At 66.4% G+C, this 13297-nt stretch carries 15 protein-coding genes; 10 read left to right on the top strand and 5 right to left on the bottom strand.

Features of this window, described 5'->3' with window-relative positions; genetic code table 11:
* The first annotated feature begins 235 nt into the window (after positions 1 to 235).
* The 3 genes from cysE to FHS55_RS09850 all read left to right on the top strand — a co-directional run bounded on the left by cysE (position 236) and on the right by FHS55_RS09850 (position 1976).
* A complete protein-coding gene (gene cysE / locus FHS55_RS09860; protein ID WP_183189549.1) occupies positions 236 to 1099 on the top strand; it encodes a serine O-acetyltransferase in 864 nt (287 codons plus the stop codon).
* A gap of 130 nt (positions 1100 to 1229) precedes the next feature.
* Entirely contained in the window at positions 1230 to 1442 is a 213-nt protein-coding gene (locus tag FHS55_RS09855) for a DUF3126 family protein (protein WP_183189548.1), read from the top strand.
* 3 nt (positions 1443 to 1445) lie between these two features.
* Positions 1446 to 1976, top strand: a complete 531-nt coding sequence (locus FHS55_RS09850) for a DapH/DapD/GlmU-related protein (protein WP_183189547.1) — start codon at positions 1446 to 1448, stop codon at positions 1974 to 1976.
* Positions 1977 to 2036: 60 nt separating this feature from the next.
* On the opposite strand, the gene FHS55_RS09845 is transcribed toward FHS55_RS09850, so the two are convergent.
* The gene (locus FHS55_RS09845; protein ID WP_183189546.1) at positions 2037 to 2690 is read right to left on the bottom strand and encodes a transglutaminase-like cysteine peptidase; all 654 of its coding nucleotides are present in this window, start codon (positions 2688 to 2690) and stop codon (positions 2037 to 2039) included.
* Between the two features lie 292 nt (positions 2691 to 2982).
* On the opposite strand from FHS55_RS09845, the gene FHS55_RS09840 reads away from it, so the two are divergent.
* Positions 2983 to 3699 (top strand): rhomboid family intramembrane serine protease, encoded by a 717-nt coding sequence (locus FHS55_RS09840; RefSeq protein WP_343056103.1) that lies wholly within the window; start codon positions 2983 to 2985, stop codon positions 3697 to 3699.
* A gap of 150 nt (positions 3700 to 3849) precedes the next feature.
* A complete protein-coding gene (locus tag FHS55_RS09835; RefSeq protein ID WP_183189544.1) occupies positions 3850 to 4281 on the top strand; it encodes a CBS domain-containing protein in 432 nt (143 codons plus the stop codon).
* A 67-nt stretch (positions 4282 to 4348) separates the two neighbouring features.
* Here FHS55_RS09835 and hisI read toward each other — a convergent pair whose 3' ends face one another.
* Entirely contained in the window at positions 4349 to 4861 is a 513-nt protein-coding gene (gene hisI, locus FHS55_RS09830) for a phosphoribosyl-AMP cyclohydrolase (protein WP_183189543.1), read from the bottom strand.
* A gap of 5 nt (positions 4862 to 4866) precedes the next feature.
* Complete coding sequence (folE, locus tag FHS55_RS09825) at positions 4867 to 5505, bottom strand: GTP cyclohydrolase I FolE (RefSeq protein ID WP_183189542.1); 639 nt, start codon at positions 5503 to 5505, stop codon at positions 4867 to 4869.
* A 240-nt stretch (positions 5506 to 5745) separates the two neighbouring features.
* Between folE and FHS55_RS09820 the strand changes: the two genes are divergently transcribed.
* The gene (locus FHS55_RS09820; RefSeq protein ID WP_183189541.1) at positions 5746 to 6228 is read left to right on the top strand and encodes an iron-sulfur cluster assembly scaffold protein; all 483 of its coding nucleotides are present in this window, start codon (positions 5746 to 5748) and stop codon (positions 6226 to 6228) included.
* Positions 6229 to 6263: 35 nt separating this feature from the next.
* On the opposite strand, the gene FHS55_RS09815 is transcribed toward FHS55_RS09820, so the two are convergent.
* Entirely contained in the window at positions 6264 to 6707 is a 444-nt protein-coding gene (locus FHS55_RS09815; RefSeq protein WP_246340013.1) for a hypothetical protein, read from the bottom strand.
* Positions 6708 to 6787: 80 nt separating this feature from the next.
* Here FHS55_RS09815 and yidD point away from each other — a divergent pair, with 80 nt between their 5' ends.
* Positions 6788 to 7114 carry a membrane protein insertion efficiency factor YidD gene (yidD, locus tag FHS55_RS09810; protein ID WP_183189540.1) on the top strand — a complete coding sequence of 109 codons (327 nt, stop codon included), beginning with the start codon at positions 6788 to 6790 and terminating at the stop codon, positions 7112 to 7114.
* Positions 7115 to 7168: 54 nt separating this feature from the next.
* Positions 7169 to 9130: a threonine--tRNA ligase gene (gene thrS, locus FHS55_RS09805; protein WP_183189539.1), complete on the top strand. Its 1962-nt coding sequence runs from the start codon at positions 7169 to 7171 to the stop codon at positions 9128 to 9130.
* Between the two features lie 70 nt (positions 9131 to 9200).
* Here thrS and FHS55_RS09800 read toward each other — a convergent pair whose 3' ends face one another.
* Positions 9201 to 9524: a hypothetical protein gene (locus tag FHS55_RS09800; RefSeq protein WP_183189538.1), complete on the bottom strand. Its 324-nt coding sequence runs from the start codon at positions 9522 to 9524 to the stop codon at positions 9201 to 9203.
* A gap of 190 nt (positions 9525 to 9714) precedes the next feature.
* Between FHS55_RS09800 and FHS55_RS09795 the strand changes: the two genes are divergently transcribed.
* Complete coding sequence (locus FHS55_RS09795) at positions 9715 to 10929, top strand: PP2C family protein-serine/threonine phosphatase (protein WP_183189537.1); 1215 nt, start codon at positions 9715 to 9717, stop codon at positions 10927 to 10929.
* Positions 10926 to 13268, top strand: a complete 2343-nt coding sequence (locus FHS55_RS09790) for a response regulator (RefSeq protein ID WP_183189536.1) — start codon at positions 10926 to 10928, stop codon at positions 13266 to 13268. The genes FHS55_RS09795 and FHS55_RS09790 overlap by 4 nt, the downstream gene beginning before the upstream one ends.
* Positions 13269 to 13297 lie beyond the last annotated feature (29 nt).

Raw genomic sequence — 13297 nt, 5'->3', positions numbered from 1 at the left:
CCTCGGGTGGGCGAGCGACCGGTTGGATGATGGCGACCATGCCGATGATCGAGGCTTTATCGCTGAAGCTGCTGCGATGTAGCGCGAGGACGCGCTCCGCCCGCCGCGCGTGAGCGCCGGCGCTCGCACAGACATGGGCACAGACATGGGCGCCTTCCGCGCGCTGTGCTAGGATCCATCCAACTCGGGTTTAAAAGGTCGGCGCCACCGGGACAGCCGGCCAGGGACAAGACCAATGGCTCAGAATTCTCTCCACCGTGCCGAGATCGGCAGTCGGGTCATCGACAAGATCGACCCGGTATGGACGCGCATCCGCGGCGAGGCCGAATCCATCGTCGCCCGCGAGCCGGCACTTGCCAGCTTCATCTATTCCACCGTGCTGTATCACCCCTCGCTGGAGGAAGCGGTCGGCCATCGCATCTCCCAGCGGCTCGACCATGTGGACATGCCGAGCCACCTCATCCGCCAGGCTTTCCGTGAGGCGGTGAACGAGGATCCGGAGCTGGGCCTCGCCGTCCGCGCCGACATTCTGGCGGTATGCGACCGTGACCCCGCCACCCAGCGCGCGGTGGATCCGCTGCTTTACTACAAGGGCTTCCACGCCATCCAGACGCATCGCCTCGCGCATTGGCTGTGGCAGAACGGGCGCAAGGATTTCGCGCTCTACCTGCAGAGCCGCGCCTCGATGGTCTACCAGGTGGACATCAACCCGGCGGCGGTGTTCGGGCGCGGCATCTTCTTCGACCATGCGACCGGCATCGTGGTCGGCGAGACGGCGGTCATCGAGGACAATGTGTCGATCCTGCAGGGCGTCACGCTTGGCGGCACCGGCAAGGAGCATGGCGACCGGCACCCGAAGATCCGCAGCGGCGTGCTCATCGGCGCCGGCGCCAAGGTGCTCGGCAATATCGAGGTCGGCAAATGCGCGCGTGTCGCGGCCGGCTCGGTGGTGCTGAAGCCGGTTCCGCCCGGCACCACGGTGGCCGGCGTGCCGTCCCGGGTGGTCGGCGTGGCGGGCTGCTCGGAGCCCTCGCGCAGCATGGACCAGATGTTCGATCAGATCGACGACGTGCCGTCCTTCCTCGGCGAAGCCATCTGACGATCGCCGTTCCCAGCCCCGCCCGCCCGGCAGGGCTGCCGGGTGGCACGCAGCGCGCTTGCGGGTTGCGCCGGCTCGCCCGGCGTGGCAAGCCTGCCGCCCAATCCAACGCATTTCGGGAGACAGAGCTTTGGAAAAGAAGGATTTCGAGCGCATCCAGACCTATATGCGCCGGCTGTTCAACAATACGCAGATCCGCGTCGTCGGCCGTCCGAAGAAGAAGGATTCCGCCGAGGTTTACATCGGCGACGAGTTCATCGGCATCATGTTCGAGGACAAGGAAGACGGCGACCTCTCCTATAATTTCCAGATGGCCATTCTCGACACCGATCTCGAGGACTGAGCCGTGGCGATCTACGCGCTCGACGGCATCGCGCCGGAACTTCCGGCCCCCGGCCGCTACTGGATCGCGCCGAGTGCCGAGGTGATCGGCCATGTCCAGCTCGGCGACGAGGCGAGCGTGTGGTTCGGCGCCACGATCCGAGGTGACAATGAGCGCATCGCGCTCGGCGCGCGGGTCAATATTCAGGAATTGTGCGTGCTGCACGCCGATCCGGGCTTCCCGCTGACCATTGGCGAGGACGGCACGATCGGCCACCGGGCCATCCTGCATGGATGCACCGTCGGCGCCAACAGCCTGATCGGCATGGGGGCGACCCTGCTCAACGGCGCGAAGATCGGCCGCAACTGTCTGGTCGGTGCCGGCGCGCTGGTGACAGAGGGCAAGGAATTTCCCGACAATTCGCTGATTGTCGGGGCGCCGGCCAAGGTGATCCGCACGCTGGACGAGGCGACGGCCAAGCGCATCCACGGCACCGCCGCGCATTATGTGCGCAACTGGCGGCGCTTCGCCGAGGGCCTGTCGAAGATCGGCTGAACCGCTGCGCGGACGGCTCTCTCTACAAGCGCGAAGGGCGGCGTCGCCCTTCGCCCGCTATCAGTACTGGCCCACCGTCAGCGGTGCCATCACGTCGCCCAGCGAAACCCAGCGGTCGGGATTGCCCTGCGCCTGCCGCTTCACGAAGCGATAGCCGGTCTCGTGCCAGAGCACGATGTCGCTCCCCTGATTGTCCAGCACCAGGTCTCCGCGATCCGTCACGACGGTGAGCACCGCGTGGCCTTCGTTCTCGCGGTCGCGCACCACGGTGATGAGCAGCGTTTCCGCCGGCCAGCCGAGCGCGATGAGTTCGCGGCGCTTCACCAGCACATATTCCTCGCAGTCGCCATAGCCGTCCTCGGCATAGGTCCAGCGCTCGGCGACGCCGTAATGATCGAGATCGGTCATCGGCTTGATTCGCTGGTTGACCTCGGCGTTGATCGCCTTGAGCTGGGCGAAGTTCGCTTCCGTCAGCGCCACCTTGCCGCCGCGCTCGTTGCCGCCGCCGCAGTCGCGCGGATACTCCTCGCAGAACTGTGCGTAGCCGATCGGCGTGGTCGACTTGCCTTCCGACACCATGTTGGCCGGAAAGCTGGAATGCATTGCCAGTCGATCATTCGCCTCGACTGGCAGCGCGCCGGCGAATACGCCGAGCAACGCTCCGATAATCACTGTCACCGTCGCGTGACGGGCTCGTTCGAGCCTCTTGTTCATCGCGTGCCTCGTTCCTGTCTATGGAAGAGATCATGACAGATAGAATTTTATGCTGGTCTAAGCGATGTCGGAAATTCTGCACTACGCTGGATATGGAATGTTAACGGGTCTTACTACTGATATTAACCATATGAATAGGCATTCCGTTCATCACGAGGATTAAGCGGACGGCAACGTCCCTGTGGCTGCGGGGAGGCCGGCGCGACTTGCCGCCGGGGCTGCCGGCGCCTATGTCATCCCTGTGCTTGATCCATCCCAAATCGCCGCGCGGCAGCGTCAGCCGATCCTTAATGTGCCGCCGGTGATCACCGCGCTGGCCGTGGCGATGCTTGTCATCCAGCTGGCGCGCGACTTCCTCGATCCTGACATGGGAATCGAGATCCTGGCGCTGTTCGCCTTCATTCCCGCGCGCTACGACCCGTCCTTGCTGGCGGATGGCGTGCTGCCGGGAGGCACGGCGGCGGATGCGTGGACCTTCGTCACCTATGCGTTCCTGCACGGCAGCTGGACCCATGTCGGGCTGAACCTCCTGTGGATGCTCGCCTTCGGCAGCCCGGTGGCGAAGCGCTTCGGGCCGGTGCGGTTCCTTGCCTTTTTCGCGGTTGCCGCGGCGGCGGGGGCGGGGCTGCACCTCATCAGCCACGAGGGTGAGATGGTGCCGATGATCGGCGCCTCGGCCGCGGTGTCGGGCTGCATGGCGGCGGCCATCCGCTTCATGTTCGCGGCAGAGGGCCGCGAGGCGTGGCGGCCGGATTTTCTCGGCGCTTCGGTGGAGTTTCCCGCCCCGCCGCTCTCCGTGGTGATGCGCGACCGCCGGGTGATCAGCTTCGTGGTGGTGTGGTTCGTCATCAATATCGCCTTCGGCGTGATGACGGCGACACCCGATGGCAGCATCGCATGGGAGGCGCATATTGGCGGCTTCCTCGTCGGCCTGCTGCTGTTCCCGCTGTTCGATCCGGTATCGCGGCACCCCGATGACCGCCCTCTCGCCCGCTCGCGCCGCGGCTGAGGGCCGTTCGCGCGCAGGCCTCTTGCCTCCCGCGGCGTTAGGATCGATCATTCCCGGCTTAACGGTATGCACCGCGCCCGCGGTGACGACCGAGAACGAGTGGCCGGCGCGCATGCCGACCGGCCACCGGCACTGGGAAGGAGCAATGCCATGACGGTTCGTTCGATCTTGGACGAGAAGGGATACGACGTTCAGACCATCGGCCCCGATGCCACGTTGCGCGAGGTGATGGCGGTTCTTGCCGAGAAGCGCATCGGCGCGGTCGTCGTCACCGATGCCGATCGCCATGTGGTGGGCATCATTTCCGAACGCGACGCGGTGCGGGTGATCGGCCGTGACGGTCCGGCGAGGCTCGACGATCCCATACGCGCGATCATGACGACCAAGGTCGTGACCACCGATGGCAACGAGACCGTGCATCAGGTGATGGAGCACATGACAGCCGGCCGCTTCCGCCATCTGCCGGTGGTGCAGGCGGGTAAGCTGATCGGCCTCATCTCGATCGGCGACGTGGTGAAGCACCGCCTCGCGGAGATGGAGCGCGAGAGCACCGCGCTGCGCGAGTACATCCTCTCGACGTGATTCCGGAGCCCGTTTTCCCTCTCCCCCCGGGGAGAGGGAAGGGTGAGGGGCGGGCCGCTCTTCCCGCTCAGAAATGCGGTATGTCGGTCTTCTTCGGCGCGGCATATACCGCCGCCGGATCGAAAAGCTTGCCCGGCTCGTTGACAGTCAATGTCAGATCGGGCGTCGGCGCGGCGCCGAGCGGCACCGAGCGGAAGAAGCAGGAGCGGTGCCCGGTGTGGCAGGCCGCGCCCGGCAATCCGCCGGGAAGATCAGCCATGCGCACACGCATCACCACCGCGTCCTGGTCGCAATCGACGCGCAGTTCGACCAGCGTCTGGACGTGGCCGCTCTCCTCGCCCTTCTTCCACAGCTTCTGGCGCGAGCGGCTGAAATAATGCGCCTGCCCGGTTTCGATGGTCAGCGCCAGCGCCTGTGCGTTCATATGCGCGACCATCAGCACGGTGCCGTCGTCGGCATCCACCGCAACGGCCGTGAGAAGTCCGTCGGCGTCGAATTTCGGCGCCAGACGGTTGCCTTCCTCGATCGCGGCGGTGGAGCCGCGCGGGGCGAAACGCGGCGCCGCAGGTTCCGTGGACACCGGCGTCAGGGCCGCATGCCGCGCAGCAGGGTCATGAAGCGAACCTGCTCCTGCGGATCGTCGCGGAAGATGCCGGTGAACTGGGTGGTGACGGTGGACGCACCGTGCTTGCGCACCCCGCGCATGGCCATGCACATGTGTTCAGCCTCGATGAGAACCGCGACGCCGCGCGGCTTCAAGGTCTCGTCCATCGCCGTGATGATCTGCGATGTCAGGTGCTCCTGCGTCTGCAGGCGGCGGGCGAACAGGTCGACGATGCGGGCGATCTTGGACAGGCCGACCACACGCTCGACCGGGAAATAGGCGACATGCGCCCGGCCCACGAACGGCACCATGTGGTGCTCGCAATGCGAGTAGAACTCGATGTCGCGCACCAGCACCATGTCGTCGAAATTGCCGATCTCGCCGAAGGTTCGGTCGAGGATCTTCTCGGAATCGGCGCTGTAGCCGCTGTAGAGTTCCTCATAGGCGCGCACCACGCGCTTGGGCGTATCCAGCAGGCCCTCGCGCGCGGGATCGTCGCCCGCCCAGGCGATGAGCGTGCGGACGGCGGCTTCCGCCTCTTCGCGCGAGGGGCGCCGGCTGGCGGCGGCCTCGCTCTCGCTCTGGGCGCTACGCATCAGCGACTTAAGTACGGCATCCATGACGAACTCCGTTCGACGGCGCATTTCACATCCGGCATCGAGGCTTCACCGGTCCAACTCGTCATACGTGCCATCTTCCACCGCAGATCAGCGCCACGTCTTGACCATAGTCGCCACGCGAAATGCCCGGAAGGGACATCCGGTTGCTTTCGCACGCCAACCACCGTTCCTATATAGGCGGCACGGGGCAGGCTGCAACGCGGGCAAATCGCGTCCCGCGGCTCGACGGACGGACAAGGCATGCTGAACGACGTCTATAATCGCCGCATACTTGAGTTGGCTGCCGATATACCACGGCTCGGGCGGCTTGCCTCTCCAGATGCCACGGCAACGGCGCATTCGCGCCTTTGCGGCTCCACCGTGACGATCGATCTCGCCGTGAAGGACGGTGTCGTCACCGACTTCGCCCATGAGGTCCGCGCCTGCGCGCTTGGCCAGGCCTCGTCCTCGGTCATGGCCGGGCTGGTCGTCGGCTCCACCGCCGCCGAGCTGCGCGCGGTGCGCGAGGCGATGCGCGCCATGCTCAAGGAGAACGGCGCCGCGCCGGGCGGGCGCTGGGCGGAACTGGCGGTGCTGGAGCCGGTGCGCGACTACAAGGCGCGCCACGCCTCGACGCTGCTCACCTTCGATGCGGTGGTCGACGCGCTCGACCAGATCGCCGCGCGCGACAGCACGGCACAGGAGAGCGGGTCGCCGAGCGATGCGACACAGGCGGCCGAGTAAAGGGCCGGACTGTTCCAACGCTCACCGCCGTCCACTCACCGCACGGTGAAGAAGGTGAACAACACCTCGCCCTTCTCGCCGGTGAGGCAGAGGAAGCGGTTCGCCGAATCGGATTTGTCACGTTGGATATATGCTTCGCCCATGATGACGCCTTTCACCGCGGTGTCGCCGAGCTTGGCATCGGCGGTGGCGACGGTCAGTCCGTCGACATCGATGTAGATATCGTCCACCGAGGGCGAGAGCTGCTTCAGCCGGGCGAGAGCCTGCTGCTTGCAGGCCGCGATGCGCTGCATGTCGGGATCCGCTTCGGGGGAGGCTGCCGCCGCGGGCTCCGGCTGCGTGCCGGTGGTGGGCGCGGCGGTGGCCGGCATCTGCTGGGCGCCAGCGGGAGCCGTGAGCAGCGCCAGACCGAGCGCCACCGCCGAGAGGGTTGCCAGAGGCGACAAGTGAAGGGCCGGCAGCGCGTCGTTCTTGGTCATCACATGGTCCTTGCCTGCGCATGCTGCGCCAGCGCCAACGCGCAGGACCTGCGGTGGTTCCCGGTTAGGGGCACCGGGCGATGACGACGCGCCGCCTGCTGGGCGCGCTGGCGCTGGCGCCGCGTCTGGCGCTGCGGGCGCCGATTCTGGTCTATCGCTACAGCCTGTCCGCCTTCATCGGGCGGCAGTGCCGCTATCTCCCCACCTGTTCGGAATTCGCGGATGGGGCCATCTCGCGCCACGGCGCCTGGGCGGGGGGCTGGATGGCGGCGGGGCGGATCTGCCGCTGCCATCCCTGGGGCGGCTCGGGCTATGAGGCGGTGCCGGTCGAATTGCCGCCAAAAGCAGTGTGGTATATGCCGTGGCGCTACGCGCGGACTCCGAAACAGGGGACCGGCGAGAACTGACCGACCAACAAGCCTACCTGCGTGGTTCGCAGGAGTGGGCCGGAGAAAAGCGTAATGTCGAATATCAACCTCACCTTCCCAGATGGCGCCGTTCGAGCCTATGCCTCCGGCACCACGGGCACCGAGGTCGCCGCCTCCATCGCCAAGTCGCTGGCCAAGAAGTCGCTGGCGATGAAGCTGGATGGCACGCTGAGTGACCTGTCCGACCCCATCACCCACGACGCGAAGTTCGAGCTCGTCACCCGCGAGAGCCTGGAAGCGCTGGAACTGATCCGCCACGACGCCGCCCATGTGCTGGCGGAGGCGGTGCAGGAACTGTGGCCGGGCACGCAGGTGACCATCGGCCCGGTGATCGAGAACGGCTTCTATTACGACTTCTTCCGCAACGAGCCCTTCACCCCGGAGGATTTCGCCGCCATCGAGAAGAAGATGCGCGAGATCATCGCCCGCGACGCCCCCTTCACCAAGGAAGAGTGGGACCGCGAGACGACCAAGCGCGTCTTCGCCGAGAAGGGCGAAGCGTTCAAGGTCGAGCTCGTGGACGCCATTCCCGCCGACCAGTCGATCAAGATCTATCGGCAGGGCACCTGGTTCGACCTCTGCCGCGGCCCGCACATGCCGTCCGTCGGCAAGATCGGCGACGCCTTCAAGCTGATGAAGGTGGCCGGCGCCTATTGGCGCGGCGACAGCAACAACCCGATGCTGACCCGCATCTACGCCACCGCCTGGCGCACCCGCGAGGAACTGGACGCCTATATCCACCAACTGGAGGAAGCCGAGAAGCGCGACCATCGTCGCCTCGGCCGGGAGATGGACCTGTTCCACTTCCAGGAGGAGGGGCCGGGCGTCGTGTTCTGGCACCCCAAGGGGTGGAGCCTGTTCCAGAACCTCGTCGCCTACATGCGCCGCCGCCTCGCGGCGGACTACGCGGAAGTCAACGCGCCGCAGGTGCTCGACAAGTCGCTGTGGGAGACCTCCGGTCACTGGGGCTGGTACAAGGACAACATGTTCAAGGTGCAGCCGGCCGGCGACACCGAGGACAATGACCGGGTCTATGCGCTCAAGCCCATGAACTGCCCCGGCCATGTGCAGATCTTCAAGCATGGGCTGAAATCCTACCGCGACCTGCCCATGCGGCTGGCCGAATTCGGCGCGGTACATCGCTATGAGCCTTCGGGCGCGCTGCACGGGCTGATGCGCGTGCGCGGCTTCACGCAGGACGACGCGCACATCTTCTGCACCGAGGAGCAGATGGCGGCGGAGTGCCTGAAGATCAACGAGCTGATCCTCTCCACCTATGCCGATTTCGGCTTCGAGGAAATCGTGGTCAAGCTCTCCACCCGGCCGGAGAAGCGGGTGGGCTCGGACGCGGTGTGGGATCACGCCGAGGACGTGATGGGCCGGGTGCTCACCCAGATCGAGGCGGAATCCGGCGGCAAGATCAAGACCGGCATCCTGCCGGGCGAGGGTGCCTTCTACGGGCCGAAATTCGAGTACACGCTGCGCGACGCGATCGGCCGCGAATGGCAGTGCGGCACCACGCAGGTCGACTTCAACCTGCCGGAGCGCTTCGGCGCCTTCTATGTCGATGCCGACGGCAGCAAGAAGACGCCGGTCATGATCCACCGCGCCATTTGCGGCTCGATGGAGCGCTTCACCGGCATTCTGATCGAGCACCATGCCGGGCATTTCCCGCTCTGGCTGGCGCCGGTGCAGGCGGTGGTGGCCACCATCACCTCCGAGGGCGACGAGTACGCGCGGGAGATCGTCGCCGCGGCCAAGAAGCTGGGGCTGCGCGTCGAGATCGACCTGCGCAACGAGAAGATCAACTACAAGGTGCGCGAGCACTCGCTGGCCAAGGTGCCGGCGCTCATCGTGGTCGGGCGCAAGGAAGCGGCAGAGCGCACCGTGTCGATCCGCCGGCTGGGCAGCCCCAATCAGACTACGCTGACGCTGGACGAGGCGCTGGCGAGCCTGACGGCGGAGGCCACCGCGCCGGACCGGCTGCGCGACTGAGCGGGAAGGCACGCCGGCACGACACGCCGCGCGTGTCGTGCCGGCGCGGACCTTCGTCCGCGCCCGGCCGCTACAGGATCGGCGGCTTGGGCGGTGTCTCGGCCGGCACGGGCGTGGCCGGCGTGCTGGGCGGTGCCTGTTGGGTCACCGGCGGCTGGGCGGTGTAAGGCAGGGTCTGCCGGCGAAGGCTGGGATTGGCATCGGCGCCCGGCACGTTCAGCCGGCGCTGCTGCGGTGTCCAGGAGGAGGGACCCTGCATCAGGTTCTGGCTGTTCGGCTTCACCGAATTGGGTCGCTGCGGCATGTAGGGATTCTTCACGGTTGAACTCTGGGCTAGGGCGGAGCCCGCCGTGGCTACAAGCACGAGCAGAACGACGCCGGACATGTTCTTCATCGATCACCTCGGGTCTGTTCCTTATCTAGGGTGAGGTCGACCGCTTTGCCATTGCCTTGTCGAAGGCGGAAAGCGCCGTGCCGCTGCGAATGACGTTGCGGAGGGCGCATGCGGGCGTTGCTAAGTCCGTGTTTTGCGTGAATATTCCGCCGGCCCGAACGCACCTCGGGCGGATGGCGGAAGCGGACAGATGGCTGACCAGAACGCGACGATTCTGGTGGTGGATGATGTTGCCGAGAATCGCGACCTGCTGATTCGACGCCTGCGCCGTCTCGGCTTCACGCGGCTGGATGAGGCCGCCGACGGGCGCGAGGCACTCGCCGCCATCGCCCAGACCCGCTACGATCTCGTCCTTCTCGACATCATGATGCCGGAGCTGGACGGATTCGGCGTGCTGGCGGCAATGAACGCCGACGGGCGGATCCATGACCTGCCGGTCATCGTGGTCTCGGCCCTGAACGAGATCGAACCGGTGGTGCGCTGCATTGAGCTGGGCGCCGACGATTTCCTGTTCAAGCCGTTCAACCCGACGCTGCTGCGGGCCCGGGTGCTGGCGACGCTGGAGAAGAAGGCGCTGCGCGACCGCACGCGCGACGAACTCCGGCGCAAACAGGTCGAGCTCAACGAGGCGCGCACGCTGCAGCTCGCGCTGGTGCCCGCTCCCTTTGACGGCACGATAGGCGGCCAACCCGTCGGCATCCGCACCCTGCTGGAGCCGGCCAAGGAAGTGGGCGGGGATCTCGTCGACCATTTCATCGTGGGCAGCGACCTTATCGTGCTGGTGGTGGGCGACGTGTCGGACAAGGGCGCTGCGGCGGCGCTGATGATGGCGCGTACCCATGCGATGTTCCGTGCCATGGCCGGGCGGCCGGACGCGCCGGAACTGTTCGCCGATCCCGCGCGCGCGGTTTCGCTCGCCAATGATGCGCTGGCGCGCGGCAATGTCGGCTGCATGTTTGTCACTTTCCTGCTGGCGGTGCTGCACGCGCCTTCCGGCGTGCTGTCCTATGTCCGGGCCGGGCATATTCCGCCCTTCCTGCGCGCGGCCGACGGTGGCCTCACCCGGCTTTCCGGCCATGGCGGGCCGGCGCTCGGCATCATGGAGGAGTTCCCCTATCGCACCGCCGCGCATCCGCTGGTTCCGGGCGATCGGCTGCTGGTGGTGACCGATGGCTTCACCGAAGCGCAGGATGCCGGCGAGGCGCTTTATGGCGAGGAGCGGCTCGGCTACCTGTTCGCCGCGCTCGACGGGTCGGAGGCGGACACGCTGGGCCGGCTGGTGAGCGACGTGCGCGCCTTCGAGGCGGGGCTGCCGGCCTTCGATGACATGGCGGCGATCCTGCTCACGCTGGCGCCCGTGAGAGATGACGCGGCAACGTCCGCAGGCGAGGGGGAAACGCGATGACGAAGACGGCGGATTCGGGAACCCTGCCCGAGGACGGCCTCGCCGGGCGGGAAGCCACGTTGCTGCGGGCGACGCTGGAAAACATGTCGCAGGGCATCGCCATGTATGATGGCGAGCACCGGCTGGTGACGTGGAACCAGCTGTTCCGCGAATATCTCGACATGCCGGACGAGTTCCTCACCTCCGAGCACACATTCTCCGATTATATCCGCTATCTCGGCAGCCGCGGCGAATTCGGCGAGATCGATATCGAGGTCGCGCTGGCGCAGCGCATCGCCCAGCTGGCGGAGCCGCATTCCTTCGAGCGCACCCGCCCGGACGGGACCATTCTGGAGGTCCGCCGCGACCCGGTGCCCGGCGGCGGCTTCATCGCCATCTATACCGACATCACCGAGCGCAAGCTGGCCGAGATGAAGCTGCGCGAGGATGAGGAGCAGTTGCGCGCCATCGACGCGGCTGCGCCGGTGGGCCTTCTGATCCTCGATCTCGTTCATGCGGCGGTGCGCCACGCCAATGGCTGCTTCGGCCGGCTGATCGACCGCGATGCGGCGACGCTGACGGACCTGCCCTTCGGCCAGCTGTTCGCCGACCCGGAGAAGGTGAAGCAGCTTCACGAGCTGCTCCTGGCGCCGTCCACCGGCCGGCAGGAATTCTACCTGCCGCGCGCCGACGGCACCTCGGTCTGCACCATGGTCTCGCATGAGGAACTGGATTTCCGCGGATCGCGGGCGGTGATCGCCACCTTCGTCGACATTTCTGACCGCGTGCGCATGGAGCAGCAGCTGCGGGAGGCGAAGGAAGCGGCGGAATCCGCCAACCGCGTCAAGTCGGCCTTCCTCGCCAATATGAGCCACGAGCTGCGCACGCCGCTCAACGCCATCATCGGCTACAGCGAGATCCTCGCCGAGGACGCCGCCGACGAGGGCAACAGCGCCATGGTGGCCGACCTCGACAAGATCCAGGCGGCGGGCAAGCATCTGCTGGGACTGATCAACGACATTCTCGACCTCTCCAAGATCGAGGCCGGGCGGATGGACGTCTATCTGGAGCAGGTGTTCCTCACCCGCATGGTGGACGAGGTGAAGACCATTGTCGGGCCGATGATGGCGAAGAACAACAACCGCTTCGTCATCGATTGCCCGGTCGATATCGGCTCGCTGCGCACGGACGTCACGAAACTGAAGCAGAGCCTGATCAACCTCCTGAGCAACGCCGCGAAGTTCACCAAGGACGGTGACGTGACCCTGCGCATTGCGCGCGAGGAGGGTGGCGAGGCGGCCGGATTGGTGCGCTTCGAGGTGTCGGACAGCGGCATCGGCATGAGCGAGGAGCAGATGGGTCGGCTGTTCCAGGCCTTCACGCAGGCGGATTCGTCCACCACGCGCAATTTCGGCGGCACGGGCCTCGGCCTCACCATCACCAAGCATTTCGCCGCGATGCTGGGTGGTTCCATCTCCGTGCGCAGCGAGGCGGGCAAGGGATCCACCTTCACCATCGAATTGCCGATCGAGGGCAAGCCGCAGGCGCAGGAAATCACGGCTACCGAGATGTCCCAGTTGCTCGCGCCGGTGCAGCCTGGTGCGATCACTGTTCTGGTGGTGGACGACGACCCGGCGGTGCACGAGGTGCTCGACGCCACGCTCGGCAAGGAAGGCTACGTGCTGCGCCACGCGCGCGACGGCGTCGAGGCGCTGAACATCATGCACACCGATCCGCCGGACGTGGTGACGCTGGACGTGATGCTGCCCAAGATCGACGGCTGGTCGGTGCTCGGCATCATGAAGTCCGAGCCGGCGCTGGAGCATATCCCGGTCATCATGCTCACCATCGTCGACGACCGGAACCTCGGCTATTCGCTGGGCGCCTCCGAATACATGACCAAGCCGATCGACCGGCAGCGCCTGATCGCGCTGATCCACCGCCTGGCGCCGATCGGCGAGGATTCGCTGGCGCTGGTGGTGGATGACGATCCGGAGGTGCGGGCCATGGTGCGCGCCACGGTCGAGGGCGTCGGGCTCGACGTGGCCGAGGTCGCCAATGGCCGGGAGGCGCTCGAATGGCTGGACGGGCACCGCCCGCCCTCGCTGGTGCTCCTCGACCTGATGATGCCGGAAATGGATGGCTTCACCTTTCTGGAGAAGGTGCGCGCGCAGCCGAAATTCGTCGATCTGCCGATCGTGGTGCTGACCGCCAAGGAGCTGAGTTCGCCCGAGCGCGATTTCCTCGCGCGCAACACGCTGCTCATCCTCAACAAGAGCGCGCAGCCCATTGGCACGCTCGGCTCTGCGCTGGCGGCGATCGCGGGTCGGCGGGTCCGGCACAGCGGCGGGACGGCGTGAGCGGGACGGCTTTGGAGAACGGGAACCGG

The organism is Ancylobacter tetraedralis, from assembly GCF_014195655.1.
Classification (GTDB): Bacteria; Pseudomonadota; Alphaproteobacteria; order Rhizobiales; family Xanthobacteraceae; genus Ancylobacter; species Ancylobacter tetraedralis.
This window is presented reverse-complemented; position numbering and strand designations above follow the sequence as displayed.